Genomic DNA, 25,445 nt, shown 5'->3' with positions numbered 1-25,445 from the left:
TGTTCGAATAGGGGCCGAACGGCCTGTTAGTAAACAGGGTAGAAATAATGGTGCCCGCCGTTGCCGGAACTGGCCGCCGTCGCAACGATAACCAACAGTAACAGCGGAATCAGCAGCGCCGCGCCTGACGATGTGGTGCCTAGTTCGGCGCTTTGCGACGAGACGATCATGTCGTTGCGCAGTTGCTCCGGGCTCATCTTGGGCGCGGGCTTGCCGTCTGCAAATGCGGCATTGGCCACCGACAGGCACAGCGCGGTGGTGAGTACGAGTTTCTTCATCTTATCCCCCGTGATTAATGCAGTAGACAGTCAACTGGATATGGAACCAATGCGCCCGAAGGCGCTGTTGATATCTTGAACCTAATTGACGTTGGGGCAAGGTGGCAACGCGTGCCAGCTATCTTGCCGCGACCAAGATGCAACAGGCACTCTTGCCCGTGTCGAAACGGACCATACAGAAAAGGGCCCCGCAGCCATGCTGCGAGGCCCTTGTCCCCGGTTGGTCCCGTGCTGGGGTCGGTTTCGTCCCCGCGTCCCCGGGCCAAGACCCCACGGTATCGCCGTGAGGCCGGAACGGCCGGGCGTGGCGCCCGGGCCGAACGTGCCTTACTGGCTGGCGGCCACGCCGAAGACCACGATGGTCATCAGCGCAAGCAGCATGCCGGCGCTGCTGCTGGTCTGTTGCGTCTCTTCGACGACGACCGGCGGCGCGACATAGGGGGTTTCATAGCTTCCGGCGATCGATGTGGTGGTCGTTGCAGCGATCAGAAGACTTGCGGCAGCAATTGTCTTTTTCATGTGAGTCTCCAAACCCAAGTGGCAGATAGGAAAACCCTGCATTGGAGATTCGCTGCAAGTCAAGCGACCCACAGCCGCGCTGTTGTTTTCGCGCATCGACTGTGCTGATGCTGCCTCTCTGGGCGCGCGATCCAGGGAGGCTGCAAGAGGGTCATTTTTTGGGCGCCAAGCCTCTTGCGCAGGGCTGCGCTTGCCGGTAATAGGACCGCCACCGGGTGATTAGCTCAGTGGTAGAGCGCTTCGTTCACATCGAAGATGTCGGGAGTTCAAATCTCTCATCACCCACCAGGTTTCCCGGAAAGCGCGCCCCGAACGGCGCGCTTTCCTGCTTTCTGGGCCCTTCCTTCAGGGCTGTTGCGGGTCACGGGGCAGACTGCCGGCGGGCCACCTCCCGCAGGGCGTCGGAGAGGCGCATCGTGGCCAGTTCTTCCTGCACCTCCCGGCATAGCTGGCCACAGCGCGGGGCTGGGGCGATGAGGCGGGCAAGGAAGCCGCTCATGACCGGCCTCCCTGATCCAGGTCCTCGGGCTGCAATCCGACATCCCGCAAGAGGCGGGGATCGGCGCGCAGTTGCGCCTGTCTGCGGCGGTCGGTGCCCCGGCGGAACAGGCGGGCCATGCGGTTGCGCCACCGCGCCGGACGCCTGCGCGACCGGTGCCTTTCGTCGAGTTGTTTGAGCGCTTGGGCGGACATTGCGGTTCTCCTTGCAGATTCGGTTTGTTTCCCTAGGCTGCTTCCTCAAGTGAACTTGAGGTCAAGAAGAATGTCCGGAAAGACTGGCCCGCGCCGCGTGCGCAGCAATGATCTGACTGTCGGGGAAATGGCGCGCCGTGCGGGCGTTGCGGTGTCGACCCTGCATTATTACGAGGCCGAGGGGCTGATCCAAAGCTGGCGGACAGAGGCCAACCATCGCCGCTATGACCGGCGAGAGCTGCGCCGCGTGGCGGTGATCCGGATCGCCCAGACGCTTGGCATTCCGCTCGCCCAGGTGCGCGAGGTGCTGGCGCAGGTGCCAACGGGGGGCGCCGTGCGCAAGGCTGACTGGCAAGGGGTGTCCGAGATCTGGCGCGAAGAAATCGACCGTCGGATGGAGCTTCTGGCACGGTTGCGGGGGCAACTCGATCACTGCATGGGGTGTGGCTGTCTTTCGTTGGAAAACTGCCCGCTCTACAATGCGCAGGATCGTCTGGGCGAAAACGGCGCGGGCCCGCGTCGCTGGCTGGGAGAACAGGAAGAACGCGAAGCACCACCAGACCCACTTGCGCGCTGAGCCGTCCTTCGCTACATCGCCTCCTGCCGGGTGATTAGCTCAGTTGGTAGAGCGCTTCGTTTACACCGAAGATGTCGGGAGTTCGAGTCTCTCATCACCCACCATTCCCCCGTGGTGCGGCGCAAAAGTCCCGAACCGGGTCGAGTGTCTTTGTGCCGCTTACAATGCCCTCATCCCGGTGGGATTGGCCGCAGTCCGGGTGCCCCCTGTGGCGGCTGTGCATAACATCCTCGCGAGCTGTGCCGCGAGGGTTGCTTTCACACCCTCAAACTTGTCATTTGTAACTTTGACTGTCCGTGCCCGCCCGGCGCTGCCGGGTGTTTGTCCAGCCAGGCGGGATGCGGAGAAAATCGTTCATTTCCTTTGAAGGCGGCAGGCCGCTTTCCCGGGACAACGCGAGAGGAAAATCGTGCGACCCAATAGCTTTATTTGCGCCACAGCGGTGGCGGGTATTTCCGCCGCATTCCTGCAGACCGCGCCCGCACTGGCAGAGGCTGGCGGTGTGTTGGACCCGCAGACGCGCGCGCTTCAGATGCAGCAATACAACGAGGACCGCACAAAAAGCATTCTCGAACTGCAACCCTTCCGTACCACCCAGACGGCCCAGGGTGCCGACGGCACCAATTATGAACTGGTCTCGCTGAACCCGGGCATCAATTCCTGGTACCTGCTGACCGTCAGCTCCGAGGGGTTCTGGTCCAGCACGCGCCAGTTCCACCTGGAACTGGCCGATCCGGAACATTCGGTCATGGCCCTGGCCGGTGGCGCCGACCCCGAACTGGTCATCACCGGAGAAGCCACCGAATACCGCTGCGCCCCCTGGTCGGGCCGCAGCCCCGAGCTGGACGAGGCCCAGTACCGGGGGCTGCCTTTCGCGCCGATCTGCGAGGAACGTGTGTTCTTGCGCAACCAGGTGCGCGGCAACTCCACCAACCGCGAGGCGGTGGCGGAATTCCTGCGGGACAACGTCGTCTTTGGCGAAAGCATCGTGAACATGATCAAGGGCTCCTTCTACGAGGACGCCTTCATGAACTCCGGCCCCGTGGTCGAGGGCGCCGATGCGGGCGAGACGGTCAAGGCGCTTGGCAAGGCCAAGCTGGACAATGCGCCGGTTTTCCGCGCCAGCTTCAACTTCGATCTCGAAGGCGCCGAGGGAGGCCGCGTCGAGGCGGGCAGCTGGTACGCCATCAAGGACGTGCCCGGCGTCTATGCCAGCGCGATGAAGCCCGGCATGATCTCGCGCGACGTTCTCAGCCGCCCGGGCGAGACCCACGGGCTGGACGGGGTGGAACGCGGCGCCGACGTCTACATGCTGGCCTTCGACCTCGAACAGTTCGAGCTGGGCTATGAACTGGGCACCGAACACCCGCGTGTCGGCTGGTCGCCTCGGCCCTCGGGGGCAGGGCGCAACTACCGCATTCCCGGCCCCGACGGGATCGACGATGTCGCGCCGCTGGTGCGCTCTGGCATGCTCTCTCCGGCCAAGACCGACCGCGTGGTGGGCACCTTCGCCGCCGGGTTCAAGCGCAGCCACGGCGCCTGGCGCCTGACGGAGAAGGCCTATACCAACTACGGCCACCACTACGGGTTCATCAGCGAAGGCGTGGTCTTCTCCAAGCTGCAGCCCGACCTCGTCACCATCCTCGTCATGGATGACGGCACCATCGACATGCGCAAGTGGACAAAAGAGGATGAAAAGTTCTTGCCGCGCATCCGCTTTGCCCGTCAGAACGGCGTGCCCCTGGTCGAGCCTGATCCCGTCACCGGCGAGGGCGTGCCCGGGAGCGAGGTGCGCAGCTGGATGGGCGGCAACTGGTCCGGCGACGCGGACGCCAAGCTGCGCACCCTGCGCGGCGGCGCCTGCATGAAAACCGCCGCGGGGCGCAAGTTCCTGATCTACGCCTATTTCTCGACCGCGACGCCTTCGGCGATGGCGCGGACCTTCCAGGCCTATGGCTGTGACTACGCGATGCTTCTGGACATGAACTCGCAGGAACACACCTATGCCGCCGTCTACACCCAGGAAGACGGCACCGTGGTGCCGCATCACCTGGTCAGCGGCATGGCCTCGATCGACGACCGCCGCCGCGACGGAACGCCGATTCCGCGTTTCGTGGGCTTCGCGGACAACCGTGACTTCATCTACCTGTTGAGGAAGTGAGCGACATGACGAAAAGGCGCAAGGTGATCGGAGCGGCCCTGGGGGTCGTGCTGGCGGGGCTGATGGGCGCATCCGAAGGCGCCGCCCAGACCCTGCAACAGAACAACGAGGCGATGTTTCGCCAGATGCAGGCGGCGCGGGGCGTGACCAATGCCGAGATCCAGCGCATCCGCCAGATCTTTGCGGGCTCTCGCTGGATCGGGCAGGGCAACCCTGCAGTGACGCGCCACCCGCTGACTCCGGAACAGGCGCAGGCGCGCTTGCCCGCACCGGCGCTGGAGTTCTATCGCAACAAGCGGTTCGAAAAGATCTGCGGCGAGAAGTACATGGCGCCGCTCTACGATCCGGCGACACAGCAGCCCGAGGATGCCAAGGTCTGTGCCGACATGTTCGAATGGCCGAACGTGCCGCTGGCCTATCCTGTGACCTGGGTCCGCGCCCGCGAGGCGGCCGAGCTTTGCTGGGCAGAGGGCAAGCGGATCGGTGACGCGCATGAATGGGAGGGCGCCTCGCACGGGGCGCTGACCCCGCCGGACTATTTCTTTGGCATGAGCGTGCAGGCCGCCCGGGCGGCCCACAATCGCAAGTATCAATCCAGCGCCCGCTACAGTATCGGGCCAACCTGGAAGAGGGGCGTCTGCGCCACCGGCAGCTCCAAGAGCGGCGGTTGCAACGGCGGCAGCTTTACCGGTTGTGGTTCCAACACCTATCCGGCAGGCAGCTTCCCGAACTGCAAGAGCCCGCTGGGTGTCTACGACATCGACGGCAATGCCGCCGAGCACATGAACCTGCCGCTGGCGGCCGACCAGATGGCCAGCCGGGGAAGTCGCAAGCTGGGCGTGACCGAGATGAAGGGCAGCTGGTTCATCTGGGATACCGTGCGCGCCCATACCCACTGGAGCCGCTGGCGCGCGCCCTACTGGCACGGCTCGCGCGTGCTGGCGAAGGGCAGCCACCACAATTATCACCTCGGGTTCCGCTGCTTCAAGGACGTGAAGTAACGCACCGAGTTCCCCAAAAGGAAACGCCGCCCGGCCCCAGGCCCGGCGGCGTTTTTCATGTGGTCATGTCTGTCAGCTTCAAATGCTCTGAAACGCTGTCCCGATAGCGGGCGCGTCCGTGTTTCTTTGGGCCGAAAAATACCTCCGGGGGTGAATTGGCCATCAGGCCAAGAGGGGGCAGAGCCCCCTCTCTCCGGTCGACACTGACGGAGCGCTACGGAGCGGCGCGCCTTCAGTTGGCGCTTGCGACCCGCAGTTGCGCGGCGCGGATCGGACCCTCGTCGCTGATCACAGAGGCATAGTCCGGGTCGGCCATCAGGTCGGCCAGGCGCACCGGGCGACCGTTCAGATAGGCGGTCTGGCTGATCAGCCGGACACCGTGGCTGTAGTCGGCATAGGTGGCGCCGTGGACGGTGCTCAGTGGCTGGATCGCCCGGCCGTTGGTCCGATGCCAGCCATAGATCGCCACACGGCCGCGGTTGCTGCTGAGACGGTTGGTCAGCACCAGGTCCTTCTTGTGGCCCGAGGTCAGGTGCCCGGCGACGGAGGCGCCGCGCAGCTGGCCTTCGACGGTGCGATTGTGGCGCACAAGATAGTCGGTCGAGGACATCTGCGGACCCGGGGTCATCGGGCGCGGGGCCACGCGCTTGTCGGCGGCGCGATAGATCTGGTCGACCATGCGGCGGGTCGGCAGCATCATGTCGAAACGCCCTGCGATCTGCATCGCGGCGGGCAGGCCCATCGGGACGCGCACGAAATCGCGGTCGCTGCCGACGGCAAGGTAATCGGGCGTCGCGCAGAAGGTGATCCGGATCGGCGATCCGTCGCGGGCCCGGCCCGAAACCTCGACGGGGACCAGGTCCTGCAGGAACGACGGCATGTTGCCGGCCAGAATTTCGCGCGCAACGATGCGGTCACGCTCGGTGCCGCTGGTGCGCATCAGGCCGGCCATGACCGCGTCGCCACCCTTGGCGGACCCGCGGCGGTTCGGCATGGCGCGGGTCAGGCGGGTGTTGCAGGTCGCGCCGGACACGGGGCGCTCGATGGCGCGCGGCAGGGCGGCCAGCGTGGCGGTCGGTGCCTCTGCGTCGGGTGTGGGGGCGATGCTGGGGGCTGGAAATTTCAAACCGTCCGGACGCAGTTTCGGGCGCAGCGACACGGCAACCTGGATGGTTTCCGGCGTTTCGGGAATGTCCAGCTCGGGACGGGCGCGGGGGCGGATCGCCCCCAGCGTCGAGACCTGCGGTACCAGGGAGGATTTCTGCACTTCCTTGTCCGGCTCCGGAGAGGCGTCGCGGGCGAGGTTGCGGGGCAGGGAGGCCAGCGCCAGCGGCGAGCTGTCCATCTCCGGGGCAGGCAGGCCATCCGCGCGCGGGGCCGCAAGCGCGCCGGGTGCGTTGCGTGCGATCCCTGGTGCGGCGAAGCGGGCGCGTTCTTCAGGCAGCTGGTGCGGCGGGTGCCAGGTCTGCGCGCGCGGCAGACGGTGGACCACTTCGCTCAGGATCGCGCGCTTGGGTTCGGCGGCCGTGGGCAGCTTTGCCGTCGGGGCCAGCTTGCTGACCGTGACCGGCGTCGCGGGCGCGGCGGTCGGCCCCTGATCGTCGGGCAGCATGACCAGAACGGTCACGGCGGCGGCCGCGTTGAGGGCCGCGAACCCCAGCGCGGCGGCAACGAAGCCGGGACGACGTGCGGCGGAATCAAGTCTGGATAACCAGCCCTTGCGATCCGCGGTGATTTCTAGTTCGGAGGAGTGTGCCTGCATCATGACGCTGCCTCCTAGTCGTGAAGCGTTAAGCGAACAATGACGATGCGCACAGCAGACCCCGCCTTGGGCGGGAACTCGCCAACCCGGCCTGCAACCATCCTGTGGCTGCAAGGCCGCAAAGCGGATCATGCACCGATGTGTCCGTTGATAGGGTTTGATCTCATCCAATTGGAATGAAAGAGTAACTCTGGATTTAAGTCAAACTGCTTCGGCAACCGGTGGCGGATTTCCGCGAAGACTTGCATCTGGGCAACAACCCACATGTCATTTGCGAAAATTGCGTCGAAAAGTTGAAAGGAACGCGCGGATGATCCGTTCGACACGAGATCTTGCAAAAGTGATTCTTGCTGCGGCGCTGATGCCGCTGGCGGCTCCGGCCCAGGCTGAAGGGGCCGAAGAGGCCGCCAGGCTTTGCCGCGAGTTGGCCGGCCCGGCCACGGCCGAGGCGCCGGTGAGCAAACAGGCGGTCAGTGACTACTTCCGCGCGTTGCGCTCGGCCCGGGCAGCCTGCGAACGGGCGGTCATCGGCGCAAACCCCGACCCGGATGCGCTGTTCCAGGTCGCGGTGCTGATGCAGGCCGATGGCGAACATGCCCTTGCCCTGGAAACCTTCGGACTGGCCGCAGAGGCGGGGGTGGCCGCAGCGCGCACCAAGCTGGGCGATTATTTCAACTTTGGCACCGGCGACGTGCCCGAGGATCTGGATCGGGCCATTGCCGAATATCGCGCGGCTGCGGATGCGGGCGATTTGCCCGCCAAGGCGACGCTGGCGATGATGAGCGGGCTGGGGCGCGGCACATCGCGTGACTTCCGCCAGATGGTCGACCTGCTGCAGGAGAGCGCGGATGCGGGGTATCATTTTGCCCAGCTGCGCCTGGCCTCGATCTATATGAACCCGCGCAGCCTGCCGCGTGCCCTGGCCGAGGAACTGGGCCTGCCGGACGTGGTCAAGGCGGCCGAAATGCTGGAGCTTGCCTCGAAGCAAGGCAACGAGGATGCGGCGCGCGCCCTGTCACAACTTTATTCCGAGGATGGTCCGGTCACCGACCCTGCGCAGCGCGCGGCGCTGATCCGGCGATCGGCGCAGGGCGGCGATCCGGCGGCGATCAACGCGCTTGGCTTCCTTCATGAGCGGGGCGAAGGGGTGGCGTACGACCCCGAGCAGGCGGCGTCGCTTTACGTCCAGGCGCTGGAATCGGGTCAGGTCTCGGTCAACGAGATCCGGGGCCGGGTGGATGGCCGTGCCGTCGCATGGGATCGCGATACGGCGCTGGCCTTCCAGCGCATCCTGCAGGAACGCGGGCTGTATGACGGCGCGCTGGATGCCAAGGTCGGCCCCGGCACGTTGCGCGCGGCACGGGGACTGGTGCAGCAGTGAGCCAGCTTCGACAGGTTGGACAGAAGAGGTCCCGGGTCAAGCCCGGGACTGCGTCTCTCGGGGCCTGAACGTCAGCCCAGCAGGCGGACCCCCCGGTCGATCCCTTCCAGCGTCATCGGCACCATGCGGTCCTCGAAGATCTCGCGGATCATGGTGATTGACTGGGTATACTGCCAGTGTTTCTCGGGCACCGGGTTGATCCAGAGGTGATCGTGCCACTGGTCGCGTGCCCGCTGCAGCCAGACTTGCCCAGCCTCGGCGTTCCAATGCTCATTGGCGCCGCCGGGATAGGCCACCTCGTAGGGCGACATGGAGGCGTCGCCGACAAAGATGCACTTGTAGTCCGGCCCGTAGGTGTTCAGCACCTCCCAGGTCGGCGTCTGCTGGTCATACCGCCGGGCGTTGTCGCGCCAGACACCTTCATACAGGCAGTTGTGGAAATAGTAGTGTTCGAGGTGCTTGAACTCTGACCGCGCGGCCGAGAATAGCTCTTCGACCACTTTGATGAACGGGTCCATCGAGCCGCCAACGTCCAGAAACAGCAGCACCTTGACCGCATTGTGCCGTTCGGGACGGGTGACCACGTCAAGATAGCCATGTTCCGCAGTGGCGCGGATGGTGCCGTTCAGGTCCAGCTCTTCGTCAGCGCCCTGGCGCACCCAGCGCCGCAGCCGTTTCAGCGCCACCTTGATGTTGCGCGTGCCAAGCTCGACGCTGTCATCCAGGTTGCGGAACTCGCGCTTGTCCCAGACCTTGACCGCCCGCTGGTGGCGGGATTCGTCCTGGCCGATGCGCACGCCCTCGGGGTTGTAGCCATAGGCGCCGAAAGGCGAGGTGCCGGCGGTGCCGATCCACTTGTTGCCGCCCTGGTGGCGCCCCTGCTGTTCCTTGAGCCGCTCTTTGAGCGTCTCCATCAGCTTATCGAACCCGCCAAGCGCCTCGATCTGCGCGCGCTCTTCCTCGGTCAGGTGCTTTTCGGCCTGTTTCTTCAGCCAGTCGGCGGGCAGGTTGATCGCCTCGAAGACCTCTTCGGCGCTGATCTGCTCCAACCCCTTGAAGGCGGTTGCAAAGGCGCGGTCGAACCGGTCGAGATGGCGCTCGTCCTTGACCATCGCGCTGCGCGCCAGAAAGTAGAAGGACTCGACATCATAGGTCGCCAGCCCGGCGCGCAGACCTTCGAGAAAGGTCAGGTATTCTCGCAGCGTGACGGGCACGCCGGATTTCCGAAGGGTTTCGAAGAAGGGTACGAACATGGCGCGACGCTATCCCGATTTGCCGGGCATGAAAATGGGCGACATCACGGCAGGTCGATCGCCCGCAGGGCCCGTCATCTTGGCCATTGCCCGGACGCTTCCGCCGATGCCTCAGCCCAGCAGGGACTTTTCCAGTGCGATGGTCACAACCAGCCCCAGCAGGGCGAAGGCGATGGCATAGATCACCGCGTATTGCGCGATGTCGGCCCAGTTGCCCTTGCGCCGTTTGGCGGTCGTTCCGCCGATGATGGCGCCCAGAAGCGCCCCGAGGATCACGATCATAGCGTCCCTTGTCCCTGCCTCGCGGGATTGAGCGATCCGATCTCGCGCAGTTTCGCGCGCACCGCCCAATCAGAGCCGAACCCGTATCGCGCCCAGCCAAGCGAGTCCACCCGGACGCTGCGGCCCTCGGCGACTCGTCCCGACAGTTCCAGCGCCTCGGCCCGCAGCATCAGCAGGGTCGCCAGCAGGGCTGCGTTTTCATGCCGGGCGGCGGTGTCCAGATGCGGGCCGATCAGGGCCAGCGCCTGGTCGGGGTTGCCGGAGGCGATGGCATAGGCCCCCAGTTGAGAGGCGACATAGGCACGGTGCAGCGCGGTGTCCCGGCGGTGGCCAAAGTAGCGTTGTGCAAGAACGAATTGATCCTGCGCCGCCTGCGGGTCGGTGGCTTGCAACAGGCGCCCCATCGCATAGTGGGAAAAGGCCCGGCGGTGATCCGTCCAGCCCATCGCCGAGGCAACCTGCAGCGCCTCGATGGCGGCGGCGCGGCGCTGTGCCGGGTTGGCGCCGGGGCCGAGCGCGGTCTGCACCGAGTCGATCCAGACCCTTGGGGTTTTCGCCAGCCGCTGCGGGATGATCCCCTGACCGCGCGGGTTCACCCGCGCCAGGATGGCGGGCAGACGGTCGGCAACCTCGCGCCGCGTCATGCCGGTGCGCAGCGCCGGGTCGTAGTAGACGCGCAGGATCATCATGTCGTAGCCGGTCAGGACCGTGTGCACGTTGTCGTCGTTGAACACGCTGTCGGGCAGACGATAGAGATCGTTCAGAGGGCCGATGGCCTGGGCCAGTTCCTCGTGCAGGCAGTCGCGGACTTCCTGCGGCGAGGCGTCGTTGGGCAGGAAGATCGCCAGACGTTCGCGCCGTTTCAGCGTCGTCCAGCTAACGGCGCGTGACCGGCGCTTGCTGCGATATTCCGCCAGCGATGAGACGTTGGGCACCACGAAACAGGCGGCCTGGGGCAGGGCGGCGCGGATCTCGGCCCGGCTGACGGCCTGCACGGTGATATTGGCCTGCGGGTCGCCGCTGAGCGCGATGTCGATGCCGGCCTCTGACCGTAGACGGTGCAGCAGGCGGCGCAGGTCCGGGGCCAGCGAGGCCGGGGGCGCGCCGGTGACGCGGACGGTGATTGGCGTGTCGAACCGGGTCAGGCTTTGCAGCGGACGGCCTGATTCAAGCGTAAAGGCCAGGTCGAGGAAATCCCGTGCCACGTCCTGGTTGGAGGCCAAGGGCGCTTGCGGGCGCGGCGCGGCAAAGCTTTTCATCGGGGGCAGGCTGCTGGCCCCGTCGACCGCCGCGCGGGTGGCGGCGGTGTCGGTCGGCGTCGCCGGCATGCAGGCGCCCAACAGCAGGTAGAGCGGGAGCATGAGGCGTCGGGATCTGCGCATCACGTCCTCTGGTACTTGATGAAGGGCGTCAGCGTCCCGATCCGGTCGTAAAGCTGGCGGGCCGTGGTGTTGAACTCCTGCGTCAGCCAATAGACCGTTGCGGCGCCATAGGCGTCGGCCTCGTCGTAGACGCCCTGGATCAGCGCGCGACCGATGCCCTGACCGCGCACATCCGGGACCGCGTAAAGATCCTGCAGGTAGCAGACCTCTTCGATCTTCCAGGCGTGCCGGTGAAACAGGTAGTGCGTCAGGCCGACCAGCCTGCCGTCAAGCTCCGCGACCAGGGCGTTGTAGTCGCGCGGATCGTCGCCCAGAAGGCGTGCGAAGGTGGACGCATAGACCGGTTCGGGAACGGAGCTTTCGTAGAAGGCCAGATAGGCCGTCCAGAGCTCACGCCACGCCGGTTCGTCCGCGGCGGCCAGGGGGCGCACCGTGAGAGCCGTATTTGGGGACACTTTTGAAGCCTGCCTGCTTTGTGTTCCGTGCGGATGCTCTAAGACATCCTTGGATTTTTTGTCCTCTGTGGGATCACTATAGGGCAAAACCTTGGTTTCTGCCCAGTTCTATGCCGGCCTGTGGATAATTTTTTCCCGATTTCGGGAAGGTGATTGAGAAATCTTTAATTTAAAGGGGATTCATCCAATCGGGTGAGTCCGAATTGCCACTGTTTGCGCCTGTTGGTGCCTCCGCCGCCCGGTCAAGAATGGCGGTTTTGGGGCAATTCAGGCCAGCGAGGCCAGAGAAAACAGCGACAGGACGCTGGTCCAGATGATGACCGGCGCGATGGCATCCGTACGCACGCCATAAAGCAACGCCAGCGCAAAGGCCATTGCGCCGGACGGGCCGGCGGCGGTCAGGGTGAACAGGGTCTGCCAGGCCTCGGGTGGCGCTATGGCCCAGACGGCGCCTGCAACCAGCGCCGGGAAGGCCAGGAGTTTCAACGCCGAGACCGTGGCCACCAGCGGCGTCGGCCTCAGCGCGTGGCCAGACAGGATCACCCCCAGCGCAAAGAGGGTCAGCGGCGCGGCTCCGGCTCCGGCAAAGCCCATCGCGGTCAGGATCGGCTCTGCCACCGGCAAGCCGGTGACATTGACCACCATGCCAAGCGCGATGGCAATCAGCACCGGGTTGGCCGCGATGCGCCGCAGCGCCGGGCCGGGACCGGCGCCCCGGTTGGCCATGAGATCGGTCGTCACGATGAAGAAGGCAAAGCTGATCGCCGCGTCCCAGGCCACGATGGCGGTGACCGGCAGGGCGGCGGCCTCGCCATAGATCAGAAAGCTGATCGGCCAGATATAGAGCAGCGTGTTGACGAAGATCGTGGCCATCGCCAGCAACCAGGACTCCAGCAGCTCGCGCCGGAACAGCAGGCGGCAGATCGCAAAAGTCAGCAGGAACAGCGCCACCTGTGAGGCGGCATAACCCGCCAGCGCGCCCACCCGAAAGGACGACCAGTCCAGCGCCGAGATCAGCGGAAAGATCAGCGCCGGTTGCAGGATCAGAAAGGCGATCCGATTGATCGCGCCCGCCTCGGTCTTGCTGACCTTGTCGAGACGGCCCAGCACAAAACCCAGGGCCAGCATCGAGAAGACCGGCAGGATGTCATGGGTCAGGATCTGGAGCATGGGGCCGTCCGTCTTTGTCCCTCGGGACAGAGCATGCCGGGCCGCCGGGTGCAAGGCACCGCCGGGCCCGGCGCCGACGTCAGTCCGCTGTCAAAAGATGCTCGTACCGCGCATCGGTCAGCGTTTTCAGGAAAGCCACCAGCGCATCGATGCGTTCATCGTCCAGCGCCGGGCCGTGGGTCAGCTCCTTTTGTGCCAGCGTTCCGGCGACCGGCGGCGGACCAAAGGGGGCGCCGGTTTCCGGATTGATCTGCCGTGCGGCGGACTTGCTGTTGTAGCGGTTGTAGAACAGGATCACCGTCCGCAGGTCCTGGAAGACGCCGTTGTGCATGTAGGGGCCGGTCACGGCCACGTTGCGCAGGGTGGGCGTGCGGAACTTGCCCCGCTCGCCCGGATCCGTCACCGCCGGGTTGTCCAGCAACCCGTTGTCCACCTGGTCCGGCGGGGCGCCGTTCAGGGCCCGCAGTTCGGCATTCTGCGGCACGCCGATGTTGTGATAGCGGTAGTCGGTAAAGGTCTCATGCTTGTCCATCTGGCCGCGCCCGACCTGGTGGCAAAGATTGCAGTTGGTGAACTGCTGCGAAAAGAACAGCAGCCGTCCCAGCTCTTCCTGCGGCGTCAATTCCACCTCGCCCCGCAGAAAGCGGTCGTACCTGGAATCGAAAGGGGCAAAGGCCTCGGTTTCCTCGAAGGCGGCGATGGCCTGTGTCATGGCCGCAAAAGCCGCCTCGGGATCCTGCCAGATCCCGGCACCGAACAGGTCCGGAAAGGCCGCCGCGTAGGCTGGGTCCTCGCGCAGGCGGTCCACGACCGCCGCCTTGTCGGGCATCCCCATCTCGATCGGGTTCAAGGGCGGGCCGCCCGCCTGGTCGGCCAGCGTCGCCGCGCGGCCATCAAGGAACTGCCCGCCTTTCCATTTGCCCTCGGCATCGCGGTGAAAGGCGGGCGAAAGGGCGGCATAGCTGGCCGTCGGCGCGTTCCGGTCGCCAAGCGACAGACCGTCGTCCCCAAGAGAGGCCATGCCGCGCGGATCGGCAAAGCCGGTGGCGGGATCGTGGCAACTGGCGCAGGATTGAGTCCGGTTGGCCGATAGGTTCACGTCATGAAACAGCAGCGCGCCAAGCTCTGCCTCTGTCTGCGGCGCCTTGGGGCCATCGCCGGAAACCACGGCCCCAAGGGCGCTTACACCCAGGGTCAGGGCGGCAAGAACGGACAAGCGAAAGCTGGGCATGACGACTCCTATTGGCTTGGGTCGTCGCATACGCCGAAAACAGTCCTGAGTAAATTGGTCAGGATCAAGCCCCGGCAGATTGGCCGGGGCAAGACCGCCTCAGCGCTGGCGCCGCGCCATGAAGGCCAGCCGTTCGAACAGATGCACATCCTGCTCGTTCTTGAGCAGCGCGCCATGCAGTTTCGGTAGGGCGCTGGCGCCCTCGCGTTTCAGGTCTTCGGCGTCCAGATCCTCGGCCAGCAGCAGTTTGAGCCAGTCCAGCACCTCGGAGGTCGAGGGCTTCTTCTTCAGGCCCGGCTGGTCGCGCAGCTCGTAGAACTGGGTCAGGGCCGTGGTCAGCAGCGCGGGCTTGATGCCCGGGTGATGGACCTCGACGATCTTGCGCAGGGTCTCGGTGTCGGGAAACTTGATGTAGTGGAAAAAGCAGCGGCGCAGAAAGGCGTCGGGCAGTTCTTTTTCATTGTTCGAGGTGATGATGACGATAGGGCGCTGTTTCGCGCGCACCGTCGCGCCGGTTTCGTAGACGTGGAACTCCATCTTGTCGAGTTCCTGCAAAAGGTCGTTGGGGAACTCGATGTCCGCCTTGTCGATCTCGTCGATCAGCAGCACGACCTTGCCTTCGGCCTCAAAGGCCTGCCACAGCTTGCCCTTGCGGATGTAATTGGCCACGTCGTTCACGCGCTCGTCGCCAAGCTGGCTGTCGCGCAGGCGGCTGACGGCATCGTATTCATACAGGCCCTGCTGCGCCTTGGTGGTGGATTTCACCGCCCATTCCAGCATCGGCAGCCCCAGCGCCTTGGAGACCTGGCGCGCCAGCTCCGTCTTGCCGGTGCCGGGCTCTCCCTTGACCAGCAGGGGGCGTTCCAGCGTCACCGCCGCGTTCACCGCCATTGTCAGATCATCGGTAGAGACGTACTCCTCGGTGCCTTCGAAACGCATGGCGCGACCTTTTTGCTTTAACCTGTCGTCAGAGGGGTAGTGCGGGGCGGGCGCCTTTGCAAGTGCAGCACCGGCGCCCATCCGTGGCGTCACGGCGCCGTCCTTGCTTCAAGGCGAGGGAGGGGACTCGGCTGGACGGCACTGTCCAGACGGACAGGGTCACAGGCGCCGCTGTCGTTTGGGTCAGGTCCATGTCAAGGCGCGTGGGGCCGAGTTCGGCAGGTCCCCGGAGCCGCGTTTTCAGCGTGCACCGGTCGCGCCCGCCCGGCGTGGTTCCGGGCACCGGTGCGGGTAGGTCGCGCCGGAAATCCTGTCCGGAGAGGGGCTTGGCCCGGGCGCCCCAAGCTTGTCACAAAGTTACCCAGGGGCAGCCGCAAATCGGCCGAGGAAAGACGCTAATGTGACGTGACAACGGTCGCGGCTTGCTTTAATGGCTGCCCGCAGGGGTGCCAGATATCTGAGGAATTTCTACATGGCGGATATTGGCGTTGATGAGGGAGCGGATATGAAGCCTGAGACCTTTCTGCCCGATGATTACCGTCCGGCCGAAGACGAACCATTCATGAACGAGCGGCAAACAGAGTACTTTCGCCGCAAGCTGCTGGCCTGGAAGGCCGAGCTTTTGTCCGACAGCCGCGATACCATCGAAGCGCTGCAGGAAGGCACGCGGAACATCCCTGATGTGACCGACCGTGCCAGCGAAGAAACCGACCGCGCACTTGAATTGCGCACGCGCGACCGCCAGCGGAAACTGGTCAGCAAGATCGACCAGGCGCTGCGTCGCATCGACGAAGGTGAATACGGTTACTGCGAAGTGACCGGCGAACCGATCAGCCTGAAACGGCTGGATGCCCGTCCGATCGCCACCATGAGCCTTGAGGCGCAGGAACGCCACGAGCGCCGTGAGAAGGTGCATCGCGACGACTGAGCCGCGACCACATGGACATGACATGGTAAACGCCGGGGCCTTGCCTCGGCGTTTTTCCTTTGCCAATGGAAGCGCATGGAACTGACAGGCCGCGACATCACCATCATTGGCGCCGGGATCGGCGGCCTGACCGCGGCGCTTGCGTTGCGGGCGCAGGGGGCCGAGGTCCGTATTCTCGAACAGGCCGAGGCCATCCGTGAGGTCGGCGCCGGCATCCAGGTCAGCCCCAATGGATTGCGGGTGATCGAGGCGCTGGGGCTGGGCGAGGGGTTTCGCGCCATCTCAGTCGCCGGGCGCGCGGTTTCGCTGCGCGAGGCCCGTGGGCGCGAGGTGCTGCGGCTGGACCTGACCCGGTTGCCTGCGGACCAGAGCTATCGCTTCGTGCACCGGGCCGACCTGGTGGATCTTCTGGCCGCGCGGGCGCGGGCGGCAGGTATCCGGGTGCGCCTTCTGCAGAAGGTAAAGGAGGTCGTGCCGGGCACGCCGCCACGCGTCCTGCTCTGCAATGGCGATGCCACCGAGGCGGACCTGGTCATCGGCGCTGACGGGCTGCATTCAGTGCTGCGCCCGGGTCTGAACGGACGTGCCGACCCCTTCTTCACCGGCCAGGTCGCCTGGCGCGCGGTGGTGCCCAACTCGGTTGGCCATCCGCCCGAGGCCCGCGTGCACATGGGGCCGGGGCGCCACATGGTCAGCTATCCGTTGCGCGGTGGCGATCAGGTGAATGTCGTCGCGGTCGAAGAGCGGCGCGGCTGGGTCGCGGAAAGCTGGAGCCACCAGGACGCGGGCGACAATTTGCGTGCGGCCTTCGCGGGCTTCGGCGGTCTGGTGCCCGGCCTTTTGGCGGGGGCGGACCGCCCGGGCCTTTGGGGGCTGTTCCGGCATCCCGTGGCGGCGACCTGGCATGGCGAAGGCGTGGCGCTGCTGGGCGATGCGGCGCATCCGACGCTGCCTTTCCTGGCCCAGGGCGCCAACATGGCGATGGAGGATGCCTGGGTTCTGGCCGATGCCCTGTCATTGGCGCCCGACATGGCGTCGGCCCTTGGCCGCTACCAGCACCGCCGCCGCGACCGGGTGGTGCGGGTGATCGAGGCGGCCAATGGCAACGCCTGGAAGTACCACCTGCGCAATCCGCTGGTGCGCGGCGTGGCTCATCTGGGTCTAGGCGTCGTGGGGCGCCTGGCGCCGGGAAAGATGCTGCACCAGTTCGACTGGCTCTACGGGCATGATGTGACGCGCGGCGGCTGATCCGTCCGACCATTGAAGGGGGGGACTCCGCGCGCCTACATGATACACAGCACCTGTCAGATGGGAGAGGCATTCATGGATACGGTCGACGCGATTCCCGAACAGGCGCTGGCCTGGCATCGTGCGGGCGAAGGCGCGGTGCTGGCCACCGTGGTTGAAACCTGGGGGTCCGCGCCCCGGCGCGTCGGCAGCCAGCTGGCGATTTCCGGAAAAGGCCAGATCGAAGGCTCGGTTTCGGGCGGCTGCGTCGAGGGGGCGGTGATCGTCGAGGCGCTGGAGGCGTTGGACGCGGGCGAGCTGCGCGAGCTGGAATTTGGTGTTTCCGACGATGACGCTTTTGCTGTGGGCCTGGCCTGTGGTGGCACGATCCGCGTGCTGGTGGAACCCGTGGGCGATGTCCTGCCAGAGGTGTTGCTCGAGGATCTGGTCAAGGCCCGCGCCGCGCGGGACCCCGTCGCCTATGTGGTCGATCTCGACCGCAGCGACCGCTGGCTGGACCGACAGGGCTTTGCCGACCGTTTTCGCATGGACCGCTCGGGGTTCGAGCCGGACAGCCGCGTTTTTGTCGGCATCCACAACCCGCCGCTGCGTCTGATCGTGGTGGGGGCGGTGCATATCGCGCAGGCCCTGCTGCCGATGGCGCGCATCGCGGGCTATGACCCGGCAGTGATCGACCCGCGCGAAACCTTTGCCTCGACCGAGCGGTTTCCCGACACGCGGCTGCTGCACGACTGGCCGGACGAGGCCGTCGAGACGCTGGGGCTCGACACGCGCACGGCGCTGGTGCTGCTGACCCACGACCCCAAGCTGGACGATCCGGCGCTGGAAAAGGCGCTGCGCTCTGGCTGTTTCTATATCGGGGCGCTGGGATCGACCCGGACCCATGCCAAGCGGGTGACACGGCTGACCGAGGCCGGATTCACCGAAGACGAGATCGCGCGCATCCATGCGCCCATCGGGCTGGACATCGGTGCCGCCGGTCCTTCGGAAATCGCGGTGTCGATCATCGCGCAGATGACCCAGGTGCTGCGCCGCGGGGATTTGCGGTGAAATTCGGCGCCATCCCGTTGGATGAGGCCGAGGGCGCGGTGCTGGCCCATAGCGTGGCGCTGGACAAGGGCCGCCTGCGCAAGGGCCGGGTGCTGTGCTCCGAGGATCTCGACAAGCTGCGGGACGCCGGTCTGGACGAGGTCATCGCGGCCCGGCTGGACCCCGGCGACATCGGCGAAGATGCCGCCGCCGCGCGCCTGGCGCAGGCGCTTGTGCCCGATCCGGTGCGTGCCGGATTGAAGATCGGCAAGGCCGCCACGGGCCGGGTCAACCTGCACGCCGACGCCCCCGGCGTCGTCGAGGTCCTGGCGGGCCGCATTCACGCGCTCAACGCCCTGCATCCGATGATCACCGTGGCAACAGTGCCCGAGTGGCAGCGCGTGGCTGCGGGCGGTATGGTGGCGACGGTCAAGATCATCTCTTACGCCGTGCCCGAAGCCGCGTTGGAGGCGGCCTGCCTCGCAGGTCAATCCGGCCTGCGCCTGCGGCCCGTGGTCTGCAGGACCGCGCAGTTGATCCAGACCACGGTCGATGGGACGGAAAGCGGCGACAAGGGGCAGAAGGTGACGCAGGACCGGTTGGACCGGCTTGGGGTTCAGATCGGACCGCAACAGGTGGTGCCGCACCGGGTTGGGCCGCTGGCCAAGGCCGTCGCGGAGGCGCAGGCCGACGCGGTGCTGATCCTGACCGGTTCCGCCACCTCTGACCTGCACGATGTCGCGCCCGAGGCGGTGCGGCAGGCGGGCGGGTCTGTCACACATTTTGGGATGCCGGTCGATCCCGGCAACTTGCTGTTCTACGGCGAACAGGCGGGGCGCCCCGTCATCGGCCTGCCGGGCTGCGCCCGCGCCCCGGCGCTGAACGGTGCCGACTGGGTGCTAGAGCGGTTGCTATGCGGTGTACCTGTCACCCCGCAGGACATCGCGGGCATGGGTGTCGGCGGACTGCTCAAGGAAATCCCGGCACGCGGTCGCCTGCGCGAGGCCTGAGAGCGGGACAGGGCGGCTGCCGAACTGCTGCCAAATCCTCCATCGGCCTGAAATCCGGGCCGTTTCATGTGGATAACTCTTTACACTCGCTTCGCACGAAATGCCTGATATGGTACATCGGCAAGAATGTGCCACTATTGGTCGTGGCCTGCGCAAGATGAAGTGTGCTGTAGCTTTCGGGGGGAAGATGAATATCACGGAAACCATTGGCATGATCTCGACCGGGGCGCTGATTGCGCTGGGGGCGGTCTATCTGCTGGACGGGGGCGACAGCCCGCAGCCCGGGCCGCAACCGGCGGCGGTCTACCAACCCAGCGCCCCGGCCACCCCGGCCCGGACCCCGGACCCGGCGCCCGAGACCGTGACCCGTACCAAAAGCGCCGACCTCGTGGGTCTTGGCGGGGCCGACCGGGCCGAGCGTCTCCAGAGGATCGTGGCCCTGTCTCAGCAGAGCCTGAGCCGCACCGTCTCGCTGACCCCGGAACAGGAAGAGGCGATCGCCTTCTTCGAACGCCTCGCGCGGCAGCACAACCAGTCCGACCGCACCGGCAACGACGGGGTTTTGCGGTTTTCCAACATGGCGGTGGACAGCCTGACGGTAAAATACTTCTTCAGACTGGACGCGCCCTATATGGCGCTGACCGCGCCCGAGCTGGACGAGGCGCTGCAACAGCACGTGTCCGGAATGCTCTGCGGATCCGAAGCGGTGCGCAAGCTGATGACCGATTACGGCTTTAGCTATGAGTATTTCTATACCGGCTCCGACGATCGCCTGGTCAAGCGGCTGGCGGCCAACGCCGGTTTCTGCGTCTGAGAGGGCAGGGCGCCGCGCGGATCAGCGCGGCGCATCCCCGATCAGGTCGACCAAGGCCGAACGGCCCTTGTGACCCGCGCCCTCGTTCAGCTCTTGTTCGTATTCCGCAAGCCGCAGCAGAGTCAGGTCCGGGAAGGCGTCGCGCAGCATATCCGCGGTGTACATGTTGGCAGGATCGCCCGGTCCGCCGGTGCCATACTCCACCTGTTTCGGCGTGTAACCATGCAGCATCAGCCGCCCGCCCGGTGCCAGAGCACGGCGCAGCCCGGCAAAGACAGGCGTGCGTTCCTCGGGTGAGAGGAACTGGAAAAATACAGCGACAACAAGGTCGTAGGTCTGGCTCCAGTCCCAGCCCTCGATCGTCGAGACATTGAAATCGGGTGAAACACCCGCCGACCGCGCCAGCTTTTCGGCCTTGGCGATGGCATTGGGCGACAGGTCAAAGGCGGTGACGTCGCAGCCCTGCTGCGCCAGCCAGACCGAATTGCGCCCCTCGCCGTCGGCGATGCACAGCGTCCGCGCGCCCGGCGGGATCAACCCGGTATGGGCGGTCAGGAACCCAGAGGGCGCGGTGCCAAAGACATAGTCGGATGTGTCGAAACGCGTATTCCAATCCATGGGGACATCCCTTTGCACAAAAGCTGATTGGCCTCAGGCGCGGCGCAGCACCAGCAGGCGGTTGTTCGCAGGCATCGCAATCAGCCGGTCGAAGATCAAGCCGTGTTTCTGCCCGAGGTCGCGCAATGTCTCGACATCCCGGATGCCCCAGTCGGGATTGCGCCGCTTGAGATTTGCGTCAAAAGCGGCGTTGCCGTCACCCGTATGCCGACCGCCTTCCGTGAAGGGGCCGTAAAAGATCAGCAGCCCGTTTGGCGCTAGCGCCTGTCCGGCGCCGCGCAAAATGCCCTCGGCCACGGTCCAGGGCGAGATATGGATGACATTCCCGGAATACACGAGGGAGAGCGGGCCGAGGGCGGCAACCTCTGGCTGTGCCGGCCAGTCGCCCGCTGCATCCAGGTCCAGCACCCGCGGCGGCAGGTTATGGGCCGCGGCCCAGGCGTCGATGGAGGCCCGGTGATCGGCGTCCGGGTCGGAGGGCCACCAGTCGAGTCCGGGAAAAGCCAGCGCGAAACTGGCGGCATGCTGCCCCGTCCCCGCGCCGATTTCCAGCGCGGATCCCGTCCTGCCCGTCAGAATCGGGGCAAGCTCGGCTAGGATGGGCGGCGCGTTTCGCTGAAAACTGGGGGAGGCGAGCCGCGCGTCCCGCGCGGCGTCTCCTTGGTGTGGGTAGAGCCGTTTTCCATCACTTGAAACCGGCTCGCCCAAACTCATTTGGCGGAGGGGCCGATCATCATGACCATCTGGCGGCCTTCCATCTTCGGCATGTTCTCGACCTTGCCGATTTCCTTGACGTCTTCCGCCACGCGTTGCAGCAGTTCGCGGCCAAGGTTCTGGTGCGCCATCTCGCGTCCGCGGAACCGCAGGGTGACTTTCACCTTGTCGCCGTTCTCAAGGAACTTGAAAACGTTGCGCATCTTGACCTCGTAGTCATGAGTGTCGGTGTTCGGGCGGAACTTGACCTCCTTGACTTCGATGATCTTCTGCTTCTTGCGCGCCTCGGCCTCGCGTTTCTGCGTCTCGTACTTGAACTTGCCAAAGTCCATGATCTTGCAGACCGGGGGCGTGGCATTGGGCGAGATTTCCACCAGGTCGAGCCCGGCCTGTTCGGCCAGGTCCATCGCACGGGCAGGGGTGACGACACCGACGTTTTCACCTTCGGCGCCGATAAGCCGGATTTCAGGGGCCCGGATACGGTCGTTGACTCGGGGGCCTGTGTCGCGCGTGGGCGGCGCGTTATGAGGTCTGCGGGCTATCGGAATGCTCCATTTGCGGTTTTCATCAGGGTGGCAAGGTAAACTTGGGCGCATAGGCTTTCAAGCGGCAATTCCACGCCTGTGCGCCACTTGCGGACGGTTTCCCCCTTGAAGCTGACCGGGGGGCAGCGCACACCCCCTTTCAGGTTCCCTGCGCACCGGCGCGCGGGGCGGAACGTGATGGAGGTTCTCATGAGAAACCTGATCTTCGTCCTTGTGGCGGTTGCAGCAGTCGTGGGCGGCTATTTTTGGTACGCAGACCAGCAGGCAAAGGAAGAAGCGGCGCGCGAAGCGGCCGAGGCGGCCCGGGCTGCCGAAGTCGCCGCTGCCGAGGCTGCCGAGAAGGCCAAGGACGCGGCAGAGGATTCGGTTGACGTTGCCAAGGACGCGGCCGATGCGACCGTCGACACCGCCAAGGACGTGGCCGACGCGGCCAAGGATGCGGCGGATACCACGCTGGACGCGGCCAAGGACGCCGCCGACAAGACCGTGGATGCCGCCGAAACGGCCCTGGCGGATGCGGCCAAGGACGTGGCAGAGGGCAAGGCCAAGCTGGGCGACGCCCTGGCCGGTGCCGCGGACAAGACGCTGGATGCTGCCAAGGACGCGGCGGAGGCGACGGTTGACGTGGCCAAGGATGCGGCTGACGTGACCGTGGACGCGGCCAAGGATGTCGCCGATGCGACGGTGGACGTGGCCAAGGACGCCGAGGATCTGGTCGACACCACCCTGGCCGATGCGGATGCGCCCGAGGCTGTCGACCCGGCGCTCGCCGCAGAGCCGGTCGAGACCGCTGATCCGGCTTCGGAACCGGTGCTGGAGCCCTCGGCAAGCGCCGATCCGGTGGTCGAACCCGTCGAGACCGCCGAGCCGGCTGCCGAACCCGCGGCAGATCCCGCCGCAGAGCCTGTCGAAACGGCGGAACCCGCCGCTGAGCCGGTCGCCGAGCCCGTCGAGACGGCGGAGCCCGCCGATCCCGCTGCCGAGCCTGCCGAAACCGCCGAGGCGCCTTCGATCCAGGAGCTGCTGACCGTCGATGGTTTCGACTATGACAAGGTGGTCGACTACATCGACAACTCCGAGCTGGGCGAGCTGAAGAAAGCCAGTGCCAAGGCCGCGCTCGAAGCTGTGCGTGACACCCCCGAGATCACGCAGGCCGCTCTTGACCAGATCAAGGTTCTGTTGGGCCTCGAAGAATAAGTTTGTATCACCGTGCAACGCAGAAGGGCCGCCCGATTGGGCGGCCCTTTCGCTTTCAGGTCCTGGCTGGTCTCAGTCCAGGAACGCCTTTTCGACGACGTAGTGCTTGGGATCGGAGTTCGCGCCTTCCTCCAGCCCGTATTCCTCGAGCATCTCTTTCAGTTCGAGGTTGAAGGCGAGGTTGCCGCAGATCATGGCCCGGTCGGTATCTGGCGTCAGCGGGGCCACGCCCAGATCCTCAAAGGCCTCGCCCGAGCGCATCAGGTCGGTGATGCGGCCCATCTTGGCGCTCTCTTCGCGGGTGGTGGTCGGGTAATACTTGATCTTCTTCCAGAAGCCCTCGCCGATCACCTCGGCCAAGAGTTCGTCGGTCTTCAGGCTTTCGATGATCTCGCGGCCATAGGTCAGCTCTCCGGCCTCGCGGCAGGTATGGGTGATGATGACCTCGTCGTAATCCTCGTAGGTCTGCGGCTCGCGCAGCAGCGACGAGAACGGCGCAAAGCCGGTGCCGGTGGCAAAGAACCACAGCCGCTTGCCCGGCAAGAGCGCGTCATGCACCAGCGTGCCCACGGGTTTCGGACGCAGGATGATCTGGTCGCCCACCTTGATGTGCTGGAGTTTCGAGGTCAGCGGCCCGTCCTGCACCTTGATCGAGTAGAACTCCAGCTCTTCGTCCCAGGAGGGCGAGGCGATGGAATAGGCGCGCAAGAGCGGTTTCTGCTTGCCGGTCTTGGGGTCTGGGTCGCCCATCAGGCCGATCATGACAAACTCGCCCGAACGGAACCGCAAGGACGCGGGCCGCGTGCAGCGGAAGGAAAACAGCCGGTCGGTGTAATGCTTGACCTCGGTCACGGTCTGGGCGTCCGGCACGGCTAGGGTGCGGGGCGCGCGGGCGGGCTCGGTTGCGGTGGCGTCGGTCACGGGGCTCATCTCTGTCATGTCGTCCTGCCGGCTAGGTAAACCGGCACCTCATATCTAGCTTTGATCTGTATCAGGTGAAAGGCGGCGCAAGGGCGCGGGCCGGGAAGGCCCCGGCCCGCGTCGCCAAAACGTCGCGAAAGGCGTCAGGCGGTGCCGCGCATCCGGGCCTGGTAGTCATGCGATTGCCAGTCGGCGCGGAAGACCCATTGGTCCTCGGGCTGGCGTTCGGCCAGCGCCTCGTCGATCTCGACCTCGTCAAAGCCGGAGCGGCGGGCCATCGCGTATTGATCCGCGATCACATGGCCGCGCGCCCGCAGGCGGCCGGTGTAGCCGCGCAGGCGCAGAAGGCGCGCCAGGGTAAAGCCGCGCCCGTCCGCAAAGCTGGGAAAGTCGATGCGGATCAGCCCCGTATCGTCGTCGAAGGCGAGGTTTTCGGGGGCGGTGTCGGACGGCAGGTCCTGGGCCGCCGGGCCGTCGAAGTCACCGTTCCAGTCCTCGGCGTGAAAGCCGTCGTCGCGCACGATGATCGTCATGCCTTTTCTCCTTGTGTCTTGCCGCCACCGGGGGCGTTTCTGACGGGGCGGCCATTCACGAAATGGATGCCGCATTCTTCCTTTTCCTGCCCGCGCCAGCGGCCCGAGCGGGGATCTTCGCCCGGTGCCACCTTGGAGGTGCAGGGCAAACAGCCGATGGACGGATAGCCCTTTGCCACCAGTGGATGCTTGGGCAGGCGGTTTTCCTCCATGTAGGCGCGCACGTCCTCGGGCGTCCAATGGGCCAGCGGGTTCAGTTTGATCCGGCCCGTGCCGTCCTCCAGCTCAAAGAACTCCAGCGCGGCGCGGGTGCCGGACTGATAGCGCTTGCGCCCGGTGATCCAGCCGTCGAACCCGTCCAGCGCGGCGTTCAGCGGCTCTGTCTTGCGCAGGGCGCAGCAGGCGTCGGTGTCCGACATCCTGAGCGCGCCGTAGGGGTCCCGCTTGTCCAGCGTGGCCCGGTCGGTGCGGATGATCTGCAGGTTCTCCAGCCGCAGCCGTTCCGCCACCTCCTGCTGGTAAGTCAGGGTTTCCGCGAACAGCAGCCGCGTGTCGATGAAGAGGACCGGCGTCTTGCGGTCCACCATCGCCACGAGGTGCAAGAGCGCCACGGATTCCGCCCCGAAGGAGGACACCAGCGCCAGTTGCCCGGCATCGGGATCGCGCAGCGCACCTTCCAGCACCGAGGTGGCGCTGTGATGGCGATAGCGCGCGTTCAGCGCCGCGACCCGTTCGGCGCGGTCGGATGGGGCCTGCCGCGTGTCCTGCGCGGCAGGTCTGGACGGGGTGAAGGCATTCATCGGC

The 25,445-nt window shown here is 65.7% G+C and carries 28 protein-coding genes and 2 tRNA genes; 12 read left to right on the top strand and 18 right to left on the bottom strand.

Annotated features, from left to right (window positions below; translation table 11 throughout):
• Window positions 1-26 precede the first annotated feature (26 nt).
• Both KZZ07_RS15925 and KZZ07_RS15920 read right to left on the bottom strand, forming a co-directional pair.
• Window positions 27-278, bottom strand: a complete 252-nt coding sequence (locus KZZ07_RS15925; protein WP_219515675.1) for a hypothetical protein — start codon at window positions 276-278, stop codon at window positions 27-29.
• Between the two features lie 327 nt (window positions 279-605).
• Entirely contained in the window at window positions 606-797 is a 192-nt protein-coding gene (locus tag KZZ07_RS15920; protein WP_043143672.1) for a hypothetical protein, read from the bottom strand.
• Window positions 798-1,010: 213 nt separating this feature from the next.
• On the opposite strand from KZZ07_RS15920, the gene KZZ07_RS15915 reads away from it, so the two are divergent.
• Window positions 1,011-1,085, top strand: a tRNA-Val gene (locus KZZ07_RS15915).
• 73 nt (window positions 1,086-1,158) lie between these two features.
• Here KZZ07_RS15915 and KZZ07_RS15910 read toward each other — a convergent pair.
• Window positions 1,159-1,296: a hypothetical protein gene (locus KZZ07_RS15910; RefSeq protein WP_219515673.1), complete on the bottom strand. Its 138-nt coding sequence runs from the start codon at window positions 1,294-1,296 to the stop codon at window positions 1,159-1,161.
• On the bottom strand, window positions 1,293-1,490 hold the full coding sequence (locus tag KZZ07_RS15905) for a hypothetical protein (protein WP_219515671.1): 198 nt from the start codon (window positions 1,488-1,490) through the stop codon (window positions 1,293-1,295). Before KZZ07_RS15905 ends, KZZ07_RS15910 begins: the two co-directional genes overlap by 4 nt.
• A 70-nt stretch (window positions 1,491-1,560) precedes the next feature.
• Here KZZ07_RS15905 and soxR point away from each other — a divergent pair, with 70 nt between their 5' ends.
• The 4 genes from soxR to KZZ07_RS15885 all read left to right on the top strand — a co-directional run bounded on the left by soxR (window position 1,561) and on the right by KZZ07_RS15885 (window position 5,229).
• Window positions 1,561-2,067, top strand: coding sequence for a redox-sensitive transcriptional activator SoxR (gene soxR / locus KZZ07_RS15900; protein WP_255564387.1), 507 nt, complete (start codon window positions 1,561-1,563; stop codon window positions 2,065-2,067).
• A gap of 28 nt (window positions 2,068-2,095) precedes the next feature.
• A tRNA-Val gene (locus KZZ07_RS15895) sits at window positions 2,096-2,171 on the top strand.
• A gap of 305 nt (window positions 2,172-2,476) precedes the next feature.
• Window positions 2,477-4,228: a hypothetical protein gene (locus KZZ07_RS15890; protein WP_219515670.1), complete on the top strand. Its 1,752-nt coding sequence runs from the start codon at window positions 2,477-2,479 to the stop codon at window positions 4,226-4,228.
• A gap of 5 nt (window positions 4,229-4,233) precedes the next feature.
• Window positions 4,234-5,229: an SUMF1/EgtB/PvdO family nonheme iron enzyme gene (locus KZZ07_RS15885; protein ID WP_219515668.1), complete on the top strand. Its 996-nt coding sequence runs from the start codon at window positions 4,234-4,236 to the stop codon at window positions 5,227-5,229.
• A 232-nt stretch (window positions 5,230-5,461) separates the two neighbouring features.
• On the opposite strand, the gene KZZ07_RS15880 is transcribed toward KZZ07_RS15885, so the two are convergent.
• A complete protein-coding gene (locus KZZ07_RS15880) occupies window positions 5,462-6,994 on the bottom strand; it encodes a hypothetical protein (RefSeq protein WP_219515665.1) in 1,533 nt (510 codons plus the stop codon).
• A 307-nt stretch (window positions 6,995-7,301) separates the two neighbouring features.
• Between KZZ07_RS15880 and KZZ07_RS15875 the strand changes: the two genes are divergently transcribed.
• Entirely contained in the window at window positions 7,302-8,372 is a 1,071-nt protein-coding gene (locus KZZ07_RS15875) for a tetratricopeptide repeat protein (RefSeq protein ID WP_219515663.1), read from the top strand.
• A 71-nt stretch (window positions 8,373-8,443) separates the two neighbouring features.
• On the opposite strand, the gene KZZ07_RS15870 is transcribed toward KZZ07_RS15875, so the two are convergent.
• The 7 genes from KZZ07_RS15870 to KZZ07_RS15840 form a co-directional block, all read right to left on the bottom strand.
• Window positions 8,444-9,625, bottom strand: coding sequence for a vWA domain-containing protein (locus tag KZZ07_RS15870; RefSeq protein ID WP_219515661.1), 1,182 nt, complete (start codon window positions 9,623-9,625; stop codon window positions 8,444-8,446).
• A 111-nt stretch (window positions 9,626-9,736) separates the two neighbouring features.
• Window positions 9,737-9,907, bottom strand: coding sequence for an apolipoprotein acyltransferase (locus KZZ07_RS15865; RefSeq protein WP_219515660.1), 171 nt, complete (start codon window positions 9,905-9,907; stop codon window positions 9,737-9,739).
• Window positions 9,904-11,289 (bottom strand): DUF2927 domain-containing protein, encoded by a 1,386-nt coding sequence (locus KZZ07_RS15860; RefSeq protein WP_219515658.1) that lies wholly within the window; start codon window positions 11,287-11,289, stop codon window positions 9,904-9,906. Before KZZ07_RS15860 ends, KZZ07_RS15865 begins: the two co-directional genes overlap by 4 nt.
• The gene (locus tag KZZ07_RS15855) at window positions 11,289-11,744 is read right to left on the bottom strand and encodes a GNAT family N-acetyltransferase (protein WP_219515657.1); all 456 of its coding nucleotides are present in this window, start codon (window positions 11,742-11,744) and stop codon (window positions 11,289-11,291) included. Before KZZ07_RS15855 ends, KZZ07_RS15860 begins: the two co-directional genes overlap by 1 nt.
• Before the next feature lie 267 nt (window positions 11,745-12,011).
• Window positions 12,012-12,914: an AEC family transporter gene (locus KZZ07_RS15850; protein WP_219515656.1), complete on the bottom strand. Its 903-nt coding sequence runs from the start codon at window positions 12,912-12,914 to the stop codon at window positions 12,012-12,014.
• Window positions 12,915-12,993: 79 nt separating this feature from the next.
• A complete protein-coding gene (locus KZZ07_RS15845; protein ID WP_219515655.1) occupies window positions 12,994-14,145 on the bottom strand; it encodes a cytochrome-c peroxidase in 1,152 nt (383 codons plus the stop codon).
• Between the two features lie 99 nt (window positions 14,146-14,244).
• On the bottom strand, window positions 14,245-15,084 hold the full coding sequence (locus KZZ07_RS15840) for an AAA family ATPase (protein WP_219515653.1): 840 nt from the start codon (window positions 15,082-15,084) through the stop codon (window positions 14,245-14,247).
• Between the two features lie 505 nt (window positions 15,085-15,589).
• On the opposite strand from KZZ07_RS15840, the gene dksA reads away from it, so the two are divergent.
• From dksA to KZZ07_RS15815, 5 genes are all read left to right on the top strand, one after another.
• Entirely contained in the window at window positions 15,590-16,012 is a 423-nt protein-coding gene (gene dksA / locus KZZ07_RS15835) for an RNA polymerase-binding protein DksA (RefSeq protein ID WP_219515845.1), read from the top strand.
• 75 nt (window positions 16,013-16,087) lie between these two features.
• Window positions 16,088-17,260, top strand: a complete 1,173-nt coding sequence (locus tag KZZ07_RS15830; protein WP_219515651.1) for an FAD-dependent monooxygenase — start codon at window positions 16,088-16,090, stop codon at window positions 17,258-17,260.
• A 75-nt stretch (window positions 17,261-17,335) separates the two neighbouring features.
• Window positions 17,336-18,310 (top strand): XdhC family protein, encoded by a 975-nt coding sequence (locus KZZ07_RS15825; protein WP_219515649.1) that lies wholly within the window; start codon window positions 17,336-17,338, stop codon window positions 18,308-18,310.
• A complete protein-coding gene (locus tag KZZ07_RS15820) occupies window positions 18,307-19,299 on the top strand; it encodes a molybdopterin-binding protein (RefSeq protein WP_219515647.1) in 993 nt (330 codons plus the stop codon). Before KZZ07_RS15825 ends, KZZ07_RS15820 begins: the two co-directional genes overlap by 4 nt.
• Window positions 19,300-19,486: 187 nt before the next feature.
• Complete coding sequence (locus tag KZZ07_RS15815; RefSeq protein ID WP_219515644.1) at window positions 19,487-20,113, top strand: hypothetical protein; 627 nt, start codon at window positions 19,487-19,489, stop codon at window positions 20,111-20,113.
• 21 nt (window positions 20,114-20,134) lie between these two features.
• Here KZZ07_RS15815 and KZZ07_RS15810 read toward each other — a convergent pair whose 3' ends face one another.
• From KZZ07_RS15810 to infC, 3 genes are read right to left on the bottom strand one after another with little or no spacing between them, the layout of a single operon-like run.
• On the bottom strand, window positions 20,135-20,731 hold the full coding sequence (locus KZZ07_RS15810) for an SAM-dependent methyltransferase (RefSeq protein ID WP_219515642.1): 597 nt from the start codon (window positions 20,729-20,731) through the stop codon (window positions 20,135-20,137).
• 33 nt (window positions 20,732-20,764) lie between these two features.
• Complete coding sequence (locus tag KZZ07_RS15805) at window positions 20,765-21,445, bottom strand: DUF938 domain-containing protein (RefSeq protein ID WP_219515640.1); 681 nt, start codon at window positions 21,443-21,445, stop codon at window positions 20,765-20,767.
• Window positions 21,442-22,041, bottom strand: a complete 600-nt coding sequence (infC, locus tag KZZ07_RS15800; RefSeq protein ID WP_255564385.1) for a translation initiation factor IF-3 — start codon at window positions 22,039-22,041, stop codon at window positions 21,442-21,444. The genes KZZ07_RS15805 and infC overlap by 4 nt, the downstream gene beginning before the upstream one ends.
• A gap of 138 nt (window positions 22,042-22,179) precedes the next feature.
• On the opposite strand from infC, the gene KZZ07_RS15795 reads away from it, so the two are divergent.
• Entirely contained in the window at window positions 22,180-23,187 is a 1,008-nt protein-coding gene (locus KZZ07_RS15795) for a hypothetical protein (protein ID WP_219515638.1), read from the top strand.
• Between the two features lie 72 nt (window positions 23,188-23,259).
• Here KZZ07_RS15795 and KZZ07_RS15790 read toward each other — a convergent pair whose 3' ends face one another.
• The 3 genes from KZZ07_RS15790 to KZZ07_RS15780 form a co-directional block, all read right to left on the bottom strand.
• Window positions 23,260-24,126: a ferredoxin--NADP reductase gene (locus KZZ07_RS15790; RefSeq protein WP_219515636.1), complete on the bottom strand. Its 867-nt coding sequence runs from the start codon at window positions 24,124-24,126 to the stop codon at window positions 23,260-23,262.
• A 125-nt stretch (window positions 24,127-24,251) separates the two neighbouring features.
• The gene (locus KZZ07_RS15785) at window positions 24,252-24,641 is read right to left on the bottom strand and encodes a DUF934 domain-containing protein (protein WP_219515634.1); all 390 of its coding nucleotides are present in this window, start codon (window positions 24,639-24,641) and stop codon (window positions 24,252-24,254) included.
• A complete protein-coding gene (locus KZZ07_RS15780) occupies window positions 24,638-25,441 on the bottom strand; it encodes a phosphoadenylyl-sulfate reductase (protein ID WP_219515632.1) in 804 nt (267 codons plus the stop codon). The genes KZZ07_RS15785 and KZZ07_RS15780 overlap by 4 nt, the downstream gene beginning before the upstream one ends.
• Window positions 25,442-25,445: the final 4 nt, after the last annotated feature.

This window comes from Mameliella sp. CS4 (assembly GCF_019392335.1).
In the GTDB taxonomy this organism is placed as follows: domain Bacteria; phylum Pseudomonadota; class Alphaproteobacteria; order Rhodobacterales; family Rhodobacteraceae; genus Antarctobacter.
The sequence above is the reverse complement of the archived record's forward strand: the minus strand, read 5'-3'. Positions and strand labels throughout refer to the sequence as shown.